This window comes from Bacillus sp. FJAT-26390, from assembly GCF_001682865.1.
GTDB lineage: Bacteria > Bacillota > Bacilli > Paenibacillales > Paenibacillaceae > Pristimantibacillus.
The window spans coordinates 191,738-211,209 of the sequence record NZ_MAQX01000037.1; the positions used below are offsets into that span (position 1 = coordinate 191,738).

Annotated in this window: 8 protein-coding genes, 15 tRNA genes and 1 rRNA gene; 1 reads left to right on the forward strand and 23 read right to left on the reverse strand. The window is 47.6% G+C overall.

The window, feature by feature from the left end; all coding sequences use genetic code 11:
• Positions 1 to 8 precede the first annotated feature (8 nt).
• From A7975_RS32590 to A7975_RS32640, 11 genes are all read right to left on the reverse strand, one after another.
• A complete protein-coding gene (locus A7975_RS32590) occupies positions 9 to 5,315 on the reverse strand; it encodes a choice-of-anchor I family protein (protein ID WP_065387904.1) in 5,307 nt (1,768 codons plus the stop codon).
• A 636-nt stretch (positions 5,316 to 5,951) separates the two neighbouring features.
• Positions 5,952 to 6,025, reverse strand: a tRNA-Gly gene (locus A7975_RS32595).
• Positions 6,026 to 6,043: 18 nt separating this feature from the next.
• Positions 6,044 to 6,120 (reverse strand) — tRNA-Pro (locus A7975_RS32600).
• Between the two features lie 34 nt (positions 6,121 to 6,154).
• A tRNA-Arg gene (locus A7975_RS32605) sits at positions 6,155 to 6,231 on the reverse strand.
• A 6-nt stretch (positions 6,232 to 6,237) separates the two neighbouring features.
• A tRNA-Gly gene (locus tag A7975_RS32610) sits at positions 6,238 to 6,312 on the reverse strand.
• Between the two features lie 312 nt (positions 6,313 to 6,624).
• A complete protein-coding gene (locus tag A7975_RS32615) occupies positions 6,625 to 7,473 on the reverse strand; it encodes an ABC transporter ATP-binding protein (RefSeq protein ID WP_053373940.1) in 849 nt (282 codons plus the stop codon).
• A gap of 199 nt (positions 7,474 to 7,672) precedes the next feature.
• Positions 7,673 to 8,710: a protein-glutamate methylesterase/protein-glutamine glutaminase gene (locus tag A7975_RS32620; RefSeq protein ID WP_255314641.1), complete on the reverse strand. Its 1,038-nt coding sequence runs from the start codon at positions 8,708 to 8,710 to the stop codon at positions 7,673 to 7,675.
• Between the two features lie 27 nt (positions 8,711 to 8,737).
• The gene (locus A7975_RS32625; RefSeq protein WP_065387905.1) at positions 8,738 to 9,556 is read right to left on the reverse strand and encodes a CheR family methyltransferase; all 819 of its coding nucleotides are present in this window, start codon (positions 9,554 to 9,556) and stop codon (positions 8,738 to 8,740) included.
• Positions 9,557 to 9,558: 2 nt separating this feature from the next.
• On the reverse strand, positions 9,559 to 11,286 hold the full coding sequence (locus A7975_RS32630) for a methyl-accepting chemotaxis protein (RefSeq protein ID WP_065387906.1): 1,728 nt from the start codon (positions 11,284 to 11,286) through the stop codon (positions 9,559 to 9,561).
• A gap of 16 nt (positions 11,287 to 11,302) precedes the next feature.
• The gene (locus A7975_RS32635) at positions 11,303 to 11,794 is read right to left on the reverse strand and encodes a chemotaxis protein CheW (RefSeq protein WP_053373937.1); all 492 of its coding nucleotides are present in this window, start codon (positions 11,792 to 11,794) and stop codon (positions 11,303 to 11,305) included.
• A 13-nt stretch (positions 11,795 to 11,807) separates the two neighbouring features.
• Positions 11,808 to 13,817, reverse strand: a complete 2,010-nt coding sequence (locus A7975_RS32640; RefSeq protein WP_065387907.1) for a chemotaxis protein CheA — start codon at positions 13,815 to 13,817, stop codon at positions 11,808 to 11,810.
• A gap of 411 nt (positions 13,818 to 14,228) precedes the next feature.
• Here A7975_RS32640 and A7975_RS32645 point away from each other — a divergent pair, with 411 nt between their 5' ends.
• Complete coding sequence (locus A7975_RS32645) at positions 14,229 to 14,588, forward strand: helix-turn-helix domain-containing protein (RefSeq protein WP_065387908.1); 360 nt, start codon at positions 14,229 to 14,231, stop codon at positions 14,586 to 14,588.
• A 208-nt stretch (positions 14,589 to 14,796) separates the two neighbouring features.
• Here A7975_RS32645 and A7975_RS32650 read toward each other — a convergent pair.
• The 12 genes from A7975_RS32650 to A7975_RS32705 all read right to left on the reverse strand — a co-directional run bounded on the left by A7975_RS32650 (position 14,797) and on the right by A7975_RS32705 (position 19,423).
• Positions 14,797 to 14,879, reverse strand: a tRNA-Leu gene (locus tag A7975_RS32650).
• An 85-nt stretch (positions 14,880 to 14,964) separates the two neighbouring features.
• A tRNA-Leu gene (locus A7975_RS32655) sits at positions 14,965 to 15,047 on the reverse strand.
• 85 nt (positions 15,048 to 15,132) lie between these two features.
• Positions 15,133 to 15,215, reverse strand: a tRNA-Leu gene (locus A7975_RS32660).
• Positions 15,216 to 15,300: 85 nt separating this feature from the next.
• Positions 15,301 to 15,383, reverse strand: a tRNA-Leu gene (locus A7975_RS32665).
• Positions 15,384 to 15,398: 15 nt separating this feature from the next.
• Positions 15,399 to 15,474: transfer RNA gene (locus A7975_RS32670), tRNA-Lys, on the reverse strand.
• 11 nt (positions 15,475 to 15,485) lie between these two features.
• Positions 15,486 to 15,560: transfer RNA gene (locus A7975_RS32675), tRNA-Gln, on the reverse strand.
• A gap of 9 nt (positions 15,561 to 15,569) precedes the next feature.
• Positions 15,570 to 15,645, reverse strand: a tRNA-Val gene (locus A7975_RS32680).
• Positions 15,646 to 15,680: 35 nt separating this feature from the next.
• Positions 15,681 to 15,755: transfer RNA gene (locus A7975_RS32685), tRNA-Glu, on the reverse strand.
• 40 nt (positions 15,756 to 15,795) lie between these two features.
• Positions 15,796 to 15,871, reverse strand: a tRNA-Thr gene (locus A7975_RS32690).
• A gap of 4 nt (positions 15,872 to 15,875) precedes the next feature.
• Positions 15,876 to 15,951: transfer RNA gene (locus A7975_RS32695), tRNA-Asn, on the reverse strand.
• A 165-nt stretch (positions 15,952 to 16,116) separates the two neighbouring features.
• A 23S ribosomal RNA gene (locus A7975_RS32700) occupies positions 16,117 to 19,050 on the reverse strand.
• A 296-nt stretch (positions 19,051 to 19,346) separates the two neighbouring features.
• Positions 19,347 to 19,423: transfer RNA gene (locus A7975_RS32705), tRNA-Ile, on the reverse strand.
• Positions 19,424 to 19,472 lie beyond the last annotated feature (49 nt).

Below are 19,472 nucleotides of genomic sequence, written 5' to 3' on the forward strand. Positions count from 1 at the left end.
CGATTGTATTACGCCATTAATTGTACAAGCTTGGCCAGCATTTTTGCTGCTTCCTCTCTTGTCGCGAAATCTTTTGGCGCAAAATAACTGCCTTCCTTGCTCGCATACGATTTGCCGTTAATAATGCCTGCTTGCTGCACGGCAGCTGCCGCTTCTTTCGCAAAGCCGCTAATGGATGAATCGTCTACGAATGTTATGCCATTTGTTTTCGCTGGCAGGCTGTATTTCATATACTCAGCGAATCTAGCGATCATCGCCACCATCTGCTCACGGCTGATGTTCGCTTTTGGGTCAAACTTCCCGCTTCCAATGCCTCCGGTAATTCCTTTCTCGGAAGCCCATTCTACGGAGGCCGCGTAGTAGTCGGATGCCTTCACATCGCTAAAGCTCGTAGACTTATAACTGTCCAACTGAACGCCCGCAATTCGGGCAAGGATAAGCGTGAAATCCGCTCGCGTCATGTTGGCCTTCGGCGCAAACTTGTTCTCGCCCATGCCGCCGATAATATTTCTGGCGGACAGATACACGATGGAATCCTTGGCAAAGCTTGCTGCCGTATCACGGAAATCCACATGGCTGTAACCAACTCCGTAAGTGGAGAAATGGCTTACCGTGAAATAAACTTGGCCTGTCTGCGCGTCGTACACGCTGTTAGGTACAACGATAAGCTCTCCATTGTCTGCAATATAGTAGATAACAATGGCGTGGCTGTCTTCACCCGCTTGCGGCACATAAGGAATGCTGATACGGGCATTGCCTCCGCTCAAATCGTGAATTGCTGTATTGCCTGCCAAAACGTCAATGTTATACACCGGATGGCTGCCGACAGCTGCTTGATTAGAAGCGGAAAGCTTTGTCTTATCGGCTTTATTGACCGAGACCGAAAGCTCCGTATTCCCGGCTGCCGCCGTCAACGTTCCAATGGACTTTTTATCAAAGGATATGACGCCAAGCCCGACATTCAAATCTAACGTTTGAAGGCTGCTTGATTTAAGCTGTGCAATCGTCTCCTTCTCGAAACGAATCGTTGCGGAATCAGCATTAGCTGCGGCTATCTTAAATTCGACGGCAGCCGGCTTTCCGTTTCCTGCTTTATCCAGCGCCGCAAGTGTCGCAGCCAATTGCTTTGACGTTACTGTAGCGGAGGTCTTGCCGCTGTTATCCATAGCTGGCGTAAGCACGGTTACCGCTTTTACGGTGTCGCCATTTTCAATCGATGTAGCAGGAGCCCCTGGAGTTGGCGTTGGTTTTGGTGTTGGCGATGGCGGTGGTGTTTCTCCTCCGCCAACATCGGCTCGCGCAACGGTTACTACCGTCTCGGCCGAACCGTAACCGTCCGCGCTAAGCGCTGTAATGACGGCTGTCCCTACCGCTACAGCTTTTACATTCCCGCCTGCGTCAACTGTTGCTACGTTCGCATTCGAGGACGACCATGTCGCCGTTGCAGCACTACCGCCTACTGGCTCAACCGTAGCTGTCAGCTTCGCGGCCGCGTCTCCTACTTTCAAGGAAAGGTCCGTTTTATCAACCGTTACTTTCGTTACTTCCAGTTGATATACGCCTACCTTGCCTCCCACTTCGTAAGCAACTAGCAGCAATGGTTTGCCTGTCGGGCTAATGTTAGCCGGGATAAACTCCAAGCCTTCTGGTCCCGTATCGGTGTTCAGGTTGTCATTGCCTTGACCATCCTTGAACACACGCGTATTCGTATAATTCGCAAATGTCGCTTTCGCAGGGTCGGTTACATCGTAGGTCATAAAGCCGCCAATGCGCTCTAGGCCAACGAAAGCAAAGATTTTATTGCCTACCTTACCGGCCTTAATATCTTCCGGCTCAGGGCCTTTTTTGCCGCTGCGATTGTCGATCGTCGAATTGCTGTTGCTTGCGTTGAAGTAGGCCGGCAAACGAGCAGCGGTAATCGTTTCGAAATCGTTGCCGCTGTCATACACCTGCTGCATCGAGCTTGCGTTCCAGATCGAGAAGGAGCGTCCGCCGTACATGTAGATGCCGTCGTTGCCCATATCGCTCGCTACTTCTACACCGTCATAGGCAGTTTTGCCATTCAGGAATTTCGCTGCCTCCGAATTCGGGTCGAGCTTCCCTTTTAATGCGCCAATGGTGCTTCCATTCGTACGGTTAGGCCATTCCGTCACATCGCCCTCATTAGCGGTAAACAGGTACGTTTGACCGTTAATCGTGTGCGTGGCAATACCGTCAGGCATGTACATGCCTTTGAACGGTACGTTTTCCAGCTTGATCGCGCCGTTTTTTTGAAGGTCAAGCGAGTTGCGGACATCGTTATAGTCTTTTAGGCCAAGCGCCTTAACGGCATTTACTTTGCCTGTTGCGATGTCGATTACAGCAATTGCGTTATTCTCCTGCAAGGACACATAAGCTATCTTGTTATCCTCGGATAAGCTGATATATTCCGGCTCCAAATCATATACGGCATCGGCTTTAGTGCCGCTGGATTTGATCTTTCCATCTGCCGGGTCAACGGGTCCGCGGATATGCACGCCATCTTCAATGACGGACGGGTCATCAAAATGCACCAGCTTAACCGTTTTATCCACTGTGTTGACGATGGTAATGCTGCCCTTCGGATCTGTTGCGCCCGAGCGCGGCTCCGCCTCATCCGCAGTCAGAATGTATTTGCCGTCAGGCGTCGACTTAATCATATCCGGCTGCACGCCGGCCGTATAAGTGGCAACCAGATTGCCGTCATAGTCGAGTACAAGTATTTTGCCTGGCTTCATGGAATCCGCCTCTTGTACCGATACGGAAACGCGCTTAGTTGCCGTATTGATGTCTACGCTGGTCAAGTCGCCGTACGCAAAACCTTCCGTCTCTGCCAGCGGCTTAACGAGTACGGTCTTCTCTTTGGTCAATGTTCCGGTTCCGTTACCCAAGCTTACAATGTCAAGGCTCGGCGGATTTCCAGATCCATTCACGAGGTAAAATTTGCCGTTGTCTTTGTTGAATTTAACGATCTCGGCAACTCCGCCGTCCTTGTTGGTCAGTCCAACCGAGTATTCTCCGATTTTTGAGATGTTCAGTTTATCAACAAATTCAGCTGAAGCAGGCTTAATGACCAAGTCAGATGCCGCGCTTGCTACTGTCAGACGAACTTCGCCGCCAAAAACAGCTAGTGCTCCGGTCGCCTGCACGATATCGCCAGCCGCTACCTGCGGGAATGCGCCATTAATGTATAGCAGCATATCATTGTCCAGCTTTATCGTACCAGCAGCCTTGTCAAAAACTTTGACTTTGCTTGTAGTCGAAACTCTTCTGCCATACATCTCAGCCGTTATCGAACTAAACTTGTCTACTGTATGCATAGAGCTATCGAACGTATCTTCTTTATTCAAGCTATATACGTTATTGTTCAGTCGCGTGACTTGCGAATTGCCCTTCACCCGCACTTCTCCTTCATGGAGACCAGCAGTTCCGGTAACCCGCACCTCTGCTCCGACTGGAATAGAAGGGTCCAATCCTTCAACCGCAATCGCTCCCGTGAACGATTGGATATATCTCACCGAATCCGTTTGGCTGTTGTCGGATTTAACGGCCGGTGTCGTGACCAAGCCTTCAATCGTTACAGCTGTATCTGCGGCAAGCTTTTGTAGTGATCCGATAAGCTTAACGAAGCCAGGAATAACTTCAACCGTTCCTTCCGCTTTGCCGGATTGAGTTGGCGACGGATCAACTACCGCGAAGTCGGCAGCATTGTTGTTAGAATCTTGAAAGTTAATGCGACGCACACCTTTAATGGCCGCAGGGAGCGATGTGCCGTTACCAGCCGAAGCGCCCTCGTGCAGCGAAGTCTGCACGGCTCCGAAACCAACCGCATCAACAACAGCAGAAGCCGCGTAAGCTCCATTAAAAAGCTCCACCGTTCCATCGGTGTCAGACATGCCGATCGATTGCTCTTTTGTGCTTGCGTAGGCATCGGCATAGTAGGCGTCGCCATAGTTTTTATCGCTCGTATTTCCCCAAGTCGCTTCAAGGCGAACTAAGTAGTAATCCTGAGGGGCGATAATCGCATTTTTCTCAAAATCGTAGCCTTGAACCGTCGTTGCGCCTTTATTGCTGTATCTTAAATGATAGCCGTCCAGCGCTATAGGCGAAGCAGTCGGGTTGTACAGCTCCACAAAATCATAAAGATAAGGAGAAGCAACGGGAGGAACAGCTTTGTTGATTTTCCCGCCTCCGCCATAAACCTCATTAATTATCACATGGTTTGCAGGCGCTATTTCAGTATTAATTGTGAGTGTAAAGGACTTGTCTACCTTAATAGGGGTTCCTGCTGTGCTGTCCGTTACGGTAACGGTTACGGATGCTCCAGCTGCAGCGGCAGTTGGTGTACCTGTAAGAGCACCATTAGACGCAAGGCTAAGCCCATCAGGCAAGCCGGAAGCAGTGAAGGAATAAGGCGCCACCCCACCCGTGGCATCCAATTTCGCGTTATATGGAGAGTTAGTGTAGCCATCTGGAAGAGTTGAGGTAGTAATCGTTAAAGGCTCGACTACGCCTGGCCCCCAAGCACCGTCAGACCCGCTGCGAGGCGATACTGCAAGCAAAGCTGCTCCAGCTGCCACTTCATAATCAATTTGTTTAAAATCTATTTTATTATTGTCGGTATCCGCGAAATCGCTTCGGCGAATTGCCTTTTTCTTCGATGTGCCCTCAGCCGAGCCTGTAGGAAAAGCGGTTTCAAATCCGTCAATATCGCTGCCGTTGTCATTGCTTCCTGATCCAATCATATCGACATAACCAGCAGGCTTTGTTTCAAAAGGATTCGCATCCGTCAGCTGGATTTGATTGCTCATCAAAGCTACTTTAAGCCCTTTGTTATTAATAAAACGCTCCCATGATTGGTCGCCTTTTGCCGAAAGATTCACCTTGGGACTAGTCGCACCTGTTGAGGCGCCTTTAACAAGAAAAGAGGAATGTGCTTTGATCGTTCCTGAGAGATCAAGCTTTTGCCATTGGAGAGTTGGACCTGTCTGAGCGCTGGAGCCACGATCCGTATATTGCAAGGACCATCCAGAAAGATCGATATCGCTATTCGTGGGATTGTAAAGCTCGATAAAACCGTGGGAGAGAAGAATCGCAGAATCCGTAGACAAGCCCCCGCCGTATACTTGATTAATAATGACATGAGGGACGGTAACATCATAGCTATTGCCCACTGTATAAGGTGTTCCTGACAACGGCAAGTCTGCTGCCATAGCAGATCCGGCAGGCAGCATCAGGCTCGCTGTAATCTCCGCTGCTAACAGTAAGGATATCAATCTTTTACTATAAATCCTCAAGACAATCTCACTCTCCTATAGGTTTGAAGTTAAACCTTATACTAGAGTACGATTATTTTGTGATGATTAATTTTCCATTAAGCTTTGGTAAACGCTCATATGCGGTCTATGCTCAACCAATTCAGCGTGACGAAAATCCTTTCCTATTAATATACCGTTTTCATTCCGTCGCACCATAATATAAATGAAAACGAGCCTATAGAAAACGCATCTACGGCTCGTTTGGCACATTGAAAGTTATGGAACCTGCATCGCTAAAGTCGGCTAGTTTGAAATAACAGGAAATCCTCCAGCTAATTCACTCGGCAGAGCAGCATATTGAGCACTTAACAGGAAAAACTCCTGTTAATCTGAGCAATATCGCACCTAATGGGCCTGGATACTAAATATTAACGGGAGAAAATCCATCTAAACGTAATTTTCGTCCGATAACACTTCATATAACGGGAGCTTTTCCTGCTAATTCTGCTTTAGATCCGCTACCCTAGCTTACAACCGGTCTCTTGGAGCAACTCAATCCAAACGTTCCACAGTTTGCCCCAAAGCCCGCCTCATACTAGGTTGAGCACTCTACGCTTGTTGGATAAATGAAAACAAAAAAAGCCTTGCTGCGCAAGGCTTTCGGGTTTAAATAGTTGGAGCGGGTGATGGGAATCGAACCCACGCTATTAGCTTGGAAGGCTAAAGTTCTACCATTGAACTACACCCGCAGATAAAAAGTTTAAAGATGGTCGGGACGACACGATTTGAACATGCGACCCCCTGGTCCCAAACCAGGTGCTCTACCAAGCTGAGCTACGTCCCGAAGTGTAAATAAAGTACATCTAATGAAGTGATAATGGCGTGCCCTAAGAGATTCGAACTCCTGACCTTTTGATTCGTAGTCAAACGCTCTATCCAGCTGAGCTAAGGGCACACATTATGGAGCGGAAGACGGGAATCGAACCCGCGACCCTCGCCTTGGCAAGGCGATGCTCTACCGCTGAGCCACTTCCGCATGTTATTTGTGTCAGCCGTTCGTGATGTTTATCATCGCGGCGACAAGTAATAATATATCACCCCTGAAAACAAAAAGCAACTGTTTTTATAAAAAAGTTTTAAATTATTTTTCCGAACACCAATTTACAGCTTCCAGATTACGAAAAAACGTTGATTTAACGCGGTTTTCCGCATTTTTTATCCTATGCAGCTGGCCATCTATTCATTCGATTTTTTCGTAATCAGGTCTGATCTAGAGGCCAATGACGCCAAAAATCTTTTTATAAAAAAAACCGCAACCCCGGGAGGGATTACGGTTACGTTTTGATAATTACGCTCCTGCAGCCGCTAAAGACACAATGCGGCTGTTCATCGCTACTTTATCCGCAGCCGGTTGACCAGCCAGCGCATAAGGCAAGCATAACGGAACGCCTGTGCGCGGATCAGGAACGATATCTGCTTCAATATTAAATACTTCACGCATAATATCAGGGGTCATAACTTCGGCAGGCGTACCTTCGCCAACCACGACACCTGTTTTAATAGCGATCATATGATGTGCGTAACGAGTTGCATGGTTCAAATCATGCACAACCATAACGACAGTACGGTTGTTGGTAGCGTTTAGCTTTTGAAGCAGGTGAAGAACTTCGAGCTGATGCGCCATATCGAGAAACGTCGTTGGCTCGTCAAGGAACAGAATGTCTGTCTCCTGCGCTAGCGCCATGGCAATCCATGCACGCTGGCGCTGTCCGCCGGATAGATGATCGACCGGACGATCGCCAAAATCGTTCATTCCTGTCGCTTCAATCGCCCACTGCACGATGCTGCGATCTTCCTTGCTCATCGAACCGAAGCCCTTCTGGTAAGGGAAGCGTCCGTATGATACAAGCTCAGCAACCGTTAGTCCATCTGGAGCAGTTGGATTTTGCGGCAAAATGGCCAGCTGCTTCGCTACTTCCTTCGTCGATTGCTTATGAATGGACTTGCCGTCCAGAAGCACACTGCCTTGGGATGGGTTCATAATACGGGCCATCGTTTTCAAAATCGTGGATTTGCCGGAGCCGTTTGCTCCCACTAGCGCCGTAATTTTCCCCTGAGGTATAGCAATGTTTAAATTTTGGACGATAAGACGGTCATCATAAGCAATATCAAGACCCGAAGTTGTTAGACGAATCATTGGACATGCACGCTCCTTCCGCTGCCGTGGCAGACACCTTTTAATCATGTATATGGTTATTCGCTCTAAACTAAAATTGATAACGATTATCATTGACGTTTTAATGATAATGTTTCTCATGCGAAAAGTCAATCATAATCTCTTCCCTTACTTGCAACAAGAAGAGAGCCAACCTGGAAGCAGGTTGGCTCTCTTCAAATTATGACAATAATGAAAGCAGCACACGCGATATATCCGGCAAAGCTGACTGAATTTCCACGGCGCCTAGCTCATAGGCTGCTTTGGGCATGCCATATACGATGGACGTTTTCTCATCCTGACCAATCGTTCGTGAGCCTTTGGTTCGCATGGACAGCAAACCCCGTGCGCCATCCTTTCCCATCCCTGTTAAAATAATGCCTATTGCGCGATCACCCGCAGCCTTGGAGGCTGACTCAAATAATACATCGACCGATGGGCAATGACCGTTTACCTTCTCCCCGCTTCGGCAGACCAGCTTATAGCGATCTCCTGCTTTTACAAGCGAGACATGCTTGTCACCCGGTGCAATTAGAACGGTACCCGCTTGCACAAAATCGCCATCTTCTGCTTCCTTCACCTGCATCGCGCAGGATGCGTTTAAGCGTTCTGCGAACATGCGCGAGAAGATGGGCGGAATATGCTGTACGACCACCATTCCTGGCGCATTTGCCGGCAGTCCCTTCAGCATAGTATGCATCGCCTCCGTGCCTCCGGTTGATGCGCCAACCACAATGATGTGGTTTCGATTATTGATGGGCTGCTGCGGCTTTGTTTCATTGATCTTCTCGGATCGTTCCTCCTGGATGATCTTCGCCTTAGAGGCTCCTTTGATAGTGCGAATCAGCTCGAATAGGAACTGCTCTACGCGCTGGGGAGTCGCTATATCTGGCTTCGCTACAAAATCAACTGCTCCTGCCCTTAATGCGTCTAACGCTGCTACGCTAATCGAGCTAACCGTAACGATTGGCAGCGGGTATTGCGGAAGCAATCTGCGTATGAATTCTATTCCGTTCATTCCCGGCATCTCGATGTCGCACGTCAGCACATCAGGCTTATATTGAATGATCTTATCACGCGCGTCAAAAGGATCCTTGGCCGTTGCTACCACCTCAATAAAGGGATCAGTAGCCAGACCTCTTGCCAATACCTCACGGAACATGATGGAGTCATCCACGACGAGTACCCTTATCCTTTTATCCACCGTACTGATAATCAACGATGCCTCCTTAAGCCTGAACTGAATTTAGAGCTCTTTCCGATATACAGACGGCATGATATAGGCATATTCCGTTTTGTCGCGCTCAAGCGACTCCGAGTGTCCGATAAACAGGTATCCGCCTGGCTCGGTCATCTCATAGAACTTCCTAATTAGCTCGCGTTTAGTCTCATGATCAAAATAAATCATTACGTTCCGACAAAAAATGACATGGAACTTTCGTTTAAAAGGAAAGGTTTTCTGCATTAAATTGAATTGGCGAAATATAACTTCCAATTTCACTTTATCAAGCACAACCGACTGCTCTTCATTCAGCTTGCGGAAGTAACTGGATCGCCAAAGCGCAGGAACGGTGTCCAGCGCGTCATTTGAATAAGTTCCTTTTGCTGCAATCTCCAGCACCTTCGCTGACAAGTCGGTAGCCAGCACCTGCGTATTCCAACCCTGCTTCCTTGGACCGAAAAATTCATCCAACAAAATCGCTAGCGTATAGGGCTCCTCTCCTGACGAGCAGCCCGCGCTCCAAATCCGCAAATCATAGTCACGAATTGTGCGGACTATAATGGGGAGCACCTTATCTCGTAAATAGTAAAAATGGTTCGCTTCTCTCATGAAAAAGGTATGGTTTGTCGTAATTCTGTTTGCTAGCATTAAGTCCGAGGCTCCGCTGGAGTCTGCTTTAATATGCTGGAGATATTGCGCAAAGCTATCAAATCCCTGCTCGAGCAAATGACGCTGCAGGCGGGCTACCAGCAGCGTCTTTTTCTCTTGTTTTAAATTAATGCCAAATTGCGCTTTGATATAATGGGCAAGATGCTTGAATTCCTCTTCCGAAATGACAATCATCGTTAATATTTACCGAACTCGCGATCGCTTAACAGGATAGTGGAGCTTTTTGCTGCTGCGACTTCAGGCTGATCGCTTTCAATAACCCAATTCCGTTTCTTCGCCTTTCCAGCCATATTCTCCAGCATACGCAGCATTTCCGGGTCCAGTTGCTCGTATTCTTTATAGGTAGCTGACGGCTGCGTCTTGCGAAGTATGAATCGGCTTATCTGCTGCTTCAGCATCTCTGCTTGGCCTGTTAGCTCCTCAGAAGCTGCCGCACTCTCCTCCGAGGTAGCTGAATTCGTTTGAACGACTTGCGAGACCTGCATGATGCCTTGATTAATTTGCTCTACGCCTGTTGCCTGTTCGGTTGATGCCTCAGAGATGCTGTTAACCAAATTCGCTACCTTAGCTACGCCATCAACGATTTGGTTAAGCGCTGACGCCGTCTCGTTTGCGATTTTTGTTCCATCCTCTACTTTGCGAATCGAGCCCTCAATCATATCCGTCGTTTCCTTTGCCGCATTAGCAGAACGTGCCGCCAGATTGCGCACCTCCTCTGCAACAACAGCGAAGCCCCTGCCATGCTGTCCAGCTCTAGCCGCCTCGACTGCCGCATTCAAAGCCAATATGTTCGTCTGAAACGCGATTTCATCAATAACCTTTATTATTTTCGAAATGCTGCCAGAGGACGTATTGATTTCCTCCATTGCATTCAGCATTTCTTTCATCCTATCGTTGCCCTGCTGTGCATTTATTCTCGCTTGGTCAGCAAGCATATTTGCCTGAACTGCGTTCTCCGCATTTAATCTTGTCTGTGCCGCTATCTGCTCAAGCGAGGCAGTTAGCTGTTCCACAGAGCTTGCCTGCTCGGATGCCCCTTGCGACAATACAATGCTTGATTCCGATACTTGTCTGGCTCCTGTAGAAACCTGCTCTGACGCGTTTTGGATATTAGACAGCACTTCATTCATGTTATCAGTCATCTTGCCAAATGCGGCAGCCAATACGCCTACTTCATCCTTAGTTGCGACGTCGACCGTCATATTCAAGTCGCCATTTGCAATACGCTCAGCAGATTCAACCAGCTTGCTAATTGGCTTGCTAATAATTCGTGAGATCAATAGGCCCAGAGCTACTGCTGTAAGCATCGCGATAATAACAATGGCTAGCATTGTTGCAATTATCGTTTTTGACGAAGCAGTGTACACGGTTGAACGGCGGGCTCCTTCTGTATTTTTATCATGATATAAATCATCAATGAGTCCATCTACTTTTTTGGAAATGGCGGCTCCTGCTTCCAGCTCCTTCATGCCTTGCTCCGTTTGTTGTGACGATGCAAAAGCAATAATCCGATTCTGATACTGTCGATACTCCCCGAGTCCATCTGCCAGCTCGTTAAATCTAGCTTTCTCGTCCTCATTTTGAAGGCTTTGTTTAAAAGTGGCGATCAATGAATCGGTCTCTTTCATTAAACTATTAATCTGTTCAATCGCCTCGCTCTGCTTAGCAGTATCTGTATGCAGCAAAACATCGCGTACTAGAGCGCGAATATTTTGAAAATTCATGCCAATATTGCCAAGCTCCCCAACCGACTGACCAAATTGTTCATATAACTCGTTATAGCGATTATCCATGCTTTTCAAATTCGTGATGCCTATAGCACCGACAATTCCAGCCAATAGTGCTACCATAATAAATGAAGAAGTCAGCTTCTTGCCGATTTTCATATCATAAAACCATTTCATCGTCTTATTCCTCCATTTATTGAGCTATGAATAATTTATCTATTTCATTGTCGTTAAGCATCTTATCGCAATCGAGCAGCAGCATCACAGCAGCTCCTAGTTTGCCTATTCCTTGAATGTAGCGGTTCATGCCGCCGCCTGCCTCTGGAGGAGGAACAATGTCCGAACCGGGAATTGACAGTACCTCAGAGACGCTGTCAACAATAAGACCAACAGATATCTCTTGTATATCGATAACGACAATACAGGTTCTATCGTTGTATTCACGGAATGTTTTTTTAAACCTTAATCGCACATCCATTGCCGGAATAATTTTTCCCCGTAAATTAATAATGCCGCGTACATATTCAGGGAGCTCTGGCACTACAGTAATTGTCTGAATCCCAATAATCTCTATCACATGTTTAATCTCGATACCGTACAGCTCATTGCCAAGCGAAAAGGTTAGATATTTATCCTTCTGCGCATCTTCTTCATAACTGCTGTCCAAGCTCGACTGTTCGGTCATGTCCATCGACTCCTCACCTATTATGGGCAAATGCCGGCATGCTTCGATTTCGATTCATACCCATTAGATCAGCTACATCAAGAATAAGGCTAATACTTCCGTCACCCAGCAGCGTGCACCCAGCAAGTCCTTCCCTATGTATGAATTGTTTAATGTATCGAGGTAGATTTTTAACGACTACCTGCTGCTGGCCTAGAAGCTCGTCTACGAACAAGCACATTCTTTTGCCATCCTGCTCGATCATAACGAATATTCCTTCCGTAAAATCAGTAAGGCTATTTCTAGTATGAAACCTCTCATGCAGACGCAGAATAGGATAGCAGTTGCCACGCACCATAATCATTTCGTTCCCGTCAGGATCCGTAATGACATCAGATCGTTTCGGTTTGAAGGATTCCTTAATCGAGGTTGTCGGTACCGTGTAGTTAGCATCTCCAACCCTAACATTCATGCCGTCAATTATTGCTAACGTTAATGGAATTTTCATCGTAATGCTCGTTCCCTCAAGCTCCTTGCTCACCACAGAGATAACGCCGCCTACCGCCTCGATATTGCGAGTGACAACGTCCATCCCAACTCCTCGGCCGCTAAATTCCGTAATTTTGTCTTTCGTAGAAAATCCGGGTAAGAAAATTAAAGCGTATATCTCTTTCTCGGTCAGTTCTCCATGCTGCTCATCGATGAGACCTCTCTCCACAGCTCTTCTTACGATATTATTTTTGTTTAAGCCCTTCCCATCGTCCCTGACAACAATCTCCACGTAACCGCCAGTATTTTTCGCTTCTAATGTAATGACGCCCGACCGTTTCTTTCCTGCTTTAACACGATCCTCGTTTGATTCAATGCCATGATCCAGCGCGTTTCTGACCAAATGCATCAGTGGATCAGAAATTTGATCGATAATATTTTTATCAAGCTCCGTATCTTCACCGATTATTTCAATGCCCACATCCTTGCTTAGCTTCTGGCACATGTCCCTAACCACTCGGCGCATTTTATGGAAGGTAGTGACAAGCGGCACCATTCGGATCGACATGACGATATCCTGGAGCTCACCTGTTATCTTTCGAAGCTGTCCGGATGGTTTGTTGAAAGCCGAATCCTCTCTTGTATCATTAGAAGTTTCACTGCGGGTAAACATAGCTTCAGCAATGACTAGCTCACCAATGAGATCCAACAGTTGATCAAGCTTATTCACGCTTACGCTAATAACCGCATTTCTTGACGAGCCTTCTGACTTCCCTTCCCGCTCTCGATCCTCAGACCAGTCTGCCAGCTCAAAAGAAAGTTCGGTTTGTTCGATTTCTGGAAACAACTCCTGATCTTCGGCATCCTCTATCTGGGTTAGACTCAATTGCTCCAGAAAAATTGTTTCCATGAAAAAACCATGAACCTCCTGATAGCTCTTTTCAGACTTAAAAGAGATATGAAACCCTTGATTCCTAATGGCTTCGATACTTCTTTCGTCATCAAGAAGATCAGTCGGCTCATGGTGTAGGATTTCAGATATCTCTTTTAAACGATGAATAATGTTAAATGATCTAATATTTTCCATTTCGCAATCACTTTGAAAACGAACAACCGCTTGATAGGAAAATAATCTTATATTTATTAGTTGCTTTAGCTGTTCCAAATATTGCTTAATATCGTTAATAATGATGATAGGATTTCCATCCGGCTCCTTGCCCTGTGAGATTTTGCTTACCTCCGCCTTAATGAAATCCGCTACTCTCAGGACGAGATCTGACAAAAAGGTATGATTGAGCGACTGTTCCTTGTTCTCCCTAATAAAGTGAAATAGATCCTCTATGGCATGCGCTACCTCGGCAATGCTCAAATATTGCATCATAGCTGCTGAGCCTTTCAATGTATGCATGTTGCGGAAAATCTCATTTATTGCGTGAACGGAAAAAGAAGCCGCCTGTTCGCAATCAAGGATCGTCGATTCAAGCTGCTCTAATAGTTGTGATGATTCGAATATGTACATCTCCATAATAGGGTCAGTTAAATCTCTTCCATTCATCCATATCCCTCTTTCTATTTTGCTACGAGGAACCAACTGAACACGTATACATATAACGATGAATTATATACAAACAAAGGAAAATGATAATGCAATGAAGAATTATTTAGGGTTATAAACCCCAAGTGATGACTCTGCGGTTGCAAAGGCAATTTTCCGTGAAAATTCAATAAGTAATAGGAAAGGGTAGAGATGGACCTTAGAATACCAAGGTTCTTTTTCGTATTTATTCTAAATTATTCAATTTACGCCATATGAAGTGACAATGCTTCATAATTCGTGCTATTAGACAAATTATATTCGTAAATACGATTAATTGCAACTTTTATTCGTATTTACGATTAAAAACTGCATTTTCGCGGATTCCATCACTCATACAAGCGACATTTTTCAAACTAGGAGGTATTCTTCATGCATGATATTAAACGAAGACTTAAACAATTAAGACAGGAGAAAAATCTTACCATGTCTGAATTTGCAAAGTTAATTTCAGTATCCCCCGGTAATGTTGGCGACTGGGAAAGTGAAAGCAGAACCTCCATTCCAGGCGCTAAAGCACTCATTTCCATTGCAACTATATTTGATGTATCTTTGGACTGGATATTGCTAGGCCATAAGTTAACTCCTCTTGACAAAAAACAACAAAATAGCTCTCTCGATCAGCAAACCATTCCTTCTCTAATAGAACTGATTCACACTCTGTCCTCAGAGGATAAACAATTAATCGCCACTCTTGCCAAGAGACTGTATCTCCTATCACACAGACAGTAAGCGATCTCACAACAGAAGCAGCCCAACAGCACTTCTTTCGAATACATATCCATGCAATCCCCATAGCCAGACGCAAAAGAAGCTGGATATAAAAAAGCTCACTAGATCAAATTCGATCTAGCGAGCTCACCCAAAAAAGGTTCAAATTAAATTTTTGCAAAAAAAAAGCCTTCAGGATTAAAGATCCTAAAAGCTTGTGTTGTAAGTATGGTGCGCGTAGAGGGACTTGAACCCCCACGGTCGCCCGCCAGATCCTAAGTCTGGTGCGTCTGCCAATTCCGCCATACGCGCATATAAGGTAAAGCTTATTTGTAGGACTTCCACCTACAGTTCTCTGTTGACATACAGAGCGTTTCCCGATGAAGGGTTTTAAAGATGGTGCGCGTAGAGGGACTTGAACCCCCACGGTCGCCCGCCAGATCCTAAGTCTGGTGCGTCTGCCAATTCCGCCATACGCGCATATAAGGTAAAGCTTATTTGTAGGACTTCCACCTACAGTTCTCTGTTGACATACAGAGCGTTTCCCGATGAAGGGTTTTAAAGATGGTGCGCGTAGAGGGACTTGAACCCCCACGGTCGCCCGCCAGATCCTAAGTCTGGTGCGTCTGCCAATTCCGCCATACGCGCATATAAGGTAAAGCTTATTTGTAGGACTTCCACCTACAGTTCTCTGTTGACATACAGAGCGTTTCCCGATGAAGGGTTTTAAAGATGGTGCGCGTAGAGGGACTTGAACCCCCACGGTCGCCCGCCAGATCCTAAGTCTGGTGCGTCTGCCAATTCCGCCATACGCGCATGTGAGATAAAAAATGGTGAGTCATGTAGGATTCGAACCTACGACACCCTGATTAAAAGTCAGGTGCTCTACCAACTGAGCTAATGACTCATACTATAAAATGGCTGGGGATTCAGGGATCGAACCTGAGAATGACGGAGTCAAAGTCCGTTGCCTTACCGCTTGGCTAATCCCCAGCAGCGATATGGTGGACGCTGACGGGATCGAACCGCCGACCCTCTGCTTGTAAGGCAGATGCTCTCCCAGCTGAGCTAAGCGTCCAAGTGTGAAGGCGCCTTTTTTGTCAAAAAGGAAATTGGTGACCCGTAGGGGACTCGAACCCCTGTTACCTCCGTGAAAGGGAGGTGTCTTAACCACTTGACCAACGGGCCATACATAAATTGAAGCTTGTCCTAACAGTTGAAAGTTTTCTGGAGCTCTCAACCGGGATCGAACCGGTGACCTCATCCTTACCATGGATGCACTCTACCTACTGAGCTATGAGAGCATAATGGCTCCCCGAACAGGACTCGAACCTGTGACAACTCGATTAACAGTCGAGTGCTCTACCAACTGAGCTATCAGGGAACATTGCATTTTTGAGTTGAAATGTCTCCAAGAACTTCAACTGCAAAAGAGGCACGGTTGAAAAACAAGGCAAATTGCGCCCTGAAAACTGGATACGAAAGATCAGGTTTGCTGAAAACCTCTTTAACTGTGTCTGCTGGATGTATGGGTCGCAGCAAACGATTTTAGGATAAGCCCTCGACCGATTAGTATTCGTCAGCTACACACATTGCTGTGCTTCCACCCCGAACCTATCAACCTCGTCGTCTTCAAGGGGTCTTACATACTGGGAAATCTCATCTTGAGGGGGGCTTCACGCTTAGATGCTTTCAGCGCTTATCCCGTCCGTACTTGGCTACCCAGCGGTGCTCCTGGCGGAACAACTGGTACACCAGCGGTACGTCCATCCCGGTCCTCTCGTACTAAGGACAGCTCCTCTCAAATTTCCTGCGCCCGCGACAGATAGGGACCGAACTGTCTCACGACGTTCTGAACCCAGCTCGCGTACCGCTTTAATGGGCGAACAGCCCAACCCTTGGGACCTACTTCAGCCCCAGGATGCGATGAGCCGACATCGAGGTGCCAAACCTCCCCGTCGATGTGGACTCTTGGGGGAGATAAGCCTGTTATCCCCAGGGTAGCTTTTATCCGTTGAGCGATGGCCCTTCCATTCGGTACCACCGGATCACTAAGCCCGACTTTCGTCCCTGCTCGACTTGTAGGTCTCGCAGTCAAGCTCCCTTATGCCTTTGCACTCTTCGAATGATTTCCAACCATTCTGAGGGAACCTTTGGGCGCCTCCGTTACATTTTAGGAGGCGACCGCCCCAGTCAAACTGTCCACCTGACACGGTCCCTCTACCGGTTTCACGGTAGTAGGTTAGAACTCCGATACGATCAGGGTGGTATCCCAACGATGCCTCCACACAAGCTGGCGCTCATGCTTCTAAGGCTCCCACCTATCCTGTACAGATCGTACCAAAGTCCAATATCAAGTTACAGTAAAGCTCCATGGGGTCTTTCCGTCTTGTCGCGGGTAACCTGCATCTTCACAGGTATTAAAATTTCACCGGATCTCTCGTTGAGACAGCGCCCAAGTCGTTACGCCATTCGTGCGGGTCAGAATTTACCTGACAAGGAATTTCGCTACCTTAGGACCGTTATAGTTACGGCCGCCGTTTACTGGGGCTTCGGTTCACAGCTTCGGATTGCTCCTAACCGCTCCCCTTAACCTTCCAGCACCGGGCAGGCGTCAGCCCGTATACTTCGCCTTACGGCTTCGCACAGACCTGTGTTTTTGCTAAACAGTCGCTTGGGCCTTTTCACTGCGGCCCCCTCGGGCTATTCACCCTACCGAGGCACCCCTTCTCCCGAAGTTACGGGGTCATTTTGCCGAGTTCCTTAACGAGAGTTCTTCCGCGCGCCTTAGCATGCTCTGCTCGCCTACCTGTGTCGGTTTGCGGTACGGGCACCTTCACCTGGCTAGAGGCTTTTCTTGACAGCCGGAGTACATGACCTTCGCTACTACAATTTTCGCTCCCCATCACAGCCCAGCCTAATAGTGTGCGGATTTGCCTACACACTAGCCTCACTGCTTGGACGGGCTATTCCATCAGCCCGCGTCACTGCCCTTCTGTGTCACCCCATTGCTCATAACGGTTTACGGTGGTACAGGAATTTCAACCTGTTGTCCATCCACTACGCCTTTCGGCCTCGCGTTAGGTCCCGACTTACCCTGAGTGGACGAGCCTTCCTCAGGAACCCTTAGGCTTTCGGCGGACAAGATTCTCACTTGTCTTTTCGTTACTCATACCGGCATTCTCACTTGAATACAGTCCACCAGTCCTCACGGTCCAACTTCAATCCGTATTCAACGCTCCCCTACCCAAGTACCATATAGGCACATGTCATAGCTTCGGTGGTGTGTTTAGCCCCGTTACATTTTCGGCGCAGAGTCACTCGACCAGTGAGCTATTACGCACTCTTTAAATGGTGGCTGCTTCTAAGCCAACATCCTGGTTGTCTTTGCAACTCCACATCCTTTCCCACTTAACACACACTTGGGGACCTTAGCTGATGATCTGGGCTGTTTCCCTCTTGACAATGGATCTTAGCACTCACTGTCTGACTCCCGAGTAGCACGTCTATGGCATTCGGAGTTTGACTGGACTTGGTAACCCTTGGCGGGCCCCGCACCCAATCAGTGCTCTACCTCCACGACGCTCATTCCTCGAGGCTAGCCCTAAAGCTATTTCGGGGAGAACCAGCTATCTCCGAGTTCGATTGGAATTTCTCCGCTACCCCCACCTCATCCCCGCACTTTTCAACGTGCGTGGGTTCGGGCCTCCAGTGCGTGTTACCGCACCTTCACCCTGGACAGGGGTAGATCACACGGTTTCGGGTCTACGACCACGTACTTATTCGCCCTATTCAGACTCGCTTTCGCTACGGCTCCGTCTTCCCGACTTAACCTTGCACGTGATCGTAACTCGCCGGTTCATTCTACAAAAGGCACGCCATCACCCATTTAACGGGCTCTGACTTTTTGTAAGCGCACGGTTTCAGGTTCTTTTTCACTCCGCTTCCGCGGTGCTTTTCACCTTTCCCTCACGGTACTGCTTCACTATCGGTCACCAGGGAGTATTTAGCCTTGGCAGATGGTCCTGCCGGATTCCGACGGGGTTTCACGTGTCCCGCCGTACTCAGGATCCGTCTCGGAGGGTGCTTGCTTTCGGTTACAGGGCTTTTACCTGCTCTGGCGGGCCTTTCCAGACCTCTTCGCCTACCAAACACCTTTGTAACTCCGTGTGAGACGTCCTACAACCCCAAGGAGCAAGCTCCTTGGTTTGGGCTAATCCGCGTTCGCTCGCCGCTACTGACGGAATCACTATTGTTTTCTCTTCCTCAGGGTACTTAGATGTTTCAGTTCCCCTGGTATGCCTCTTACTAAGCTATGTATTCACTTAGTAGTAACTGTCCATTACGACAGCTGGGTTTCCCCATTCGGAAATCCTCGGATCAATGCCTGCTTACGGCTCCCCGGGGCGGTATCGTTGTTCGCCACGTCCTTCTTCGGCTCCTGGTGCCTAGGCATCCTCCGTGCGCTCTTACTAGCTTAACCTAGCGTTCCGGTTGATTCGGCTTGTGCGCCGTTTTCATCTTGTTTCTCTGATCTCCTAAGACATCAAATGGTTGAAACAAAATGAAAAGATGTCGCAGCAATCTCGAACAACCTTCACTTTCAATAAAAAAGCTTAAAGGATGTTTCAGCAATTCTTTTCTTTCGTTATCCAGTTTTCAAGGTGCAAAGTAAATCACAGCTGAGCCTNCGCTGACCTCCTGCTTGCAAGGCAGGCGCTCTCCCAGCTGAGCTATGGCCCCAAAGTTATATGGGTACCGACTTCTCAGAGTCGATAATGGTGGGCCTTAGTGGACTCGAACCACCGACCTCACCCTTATCAGGGGTGCGCTCTAACCAGCTGAGCTAAAGGCCCTTGGGTATTCCCTTTGGACTTCCTGTTGAAAGATGATTAATCTTTCAAA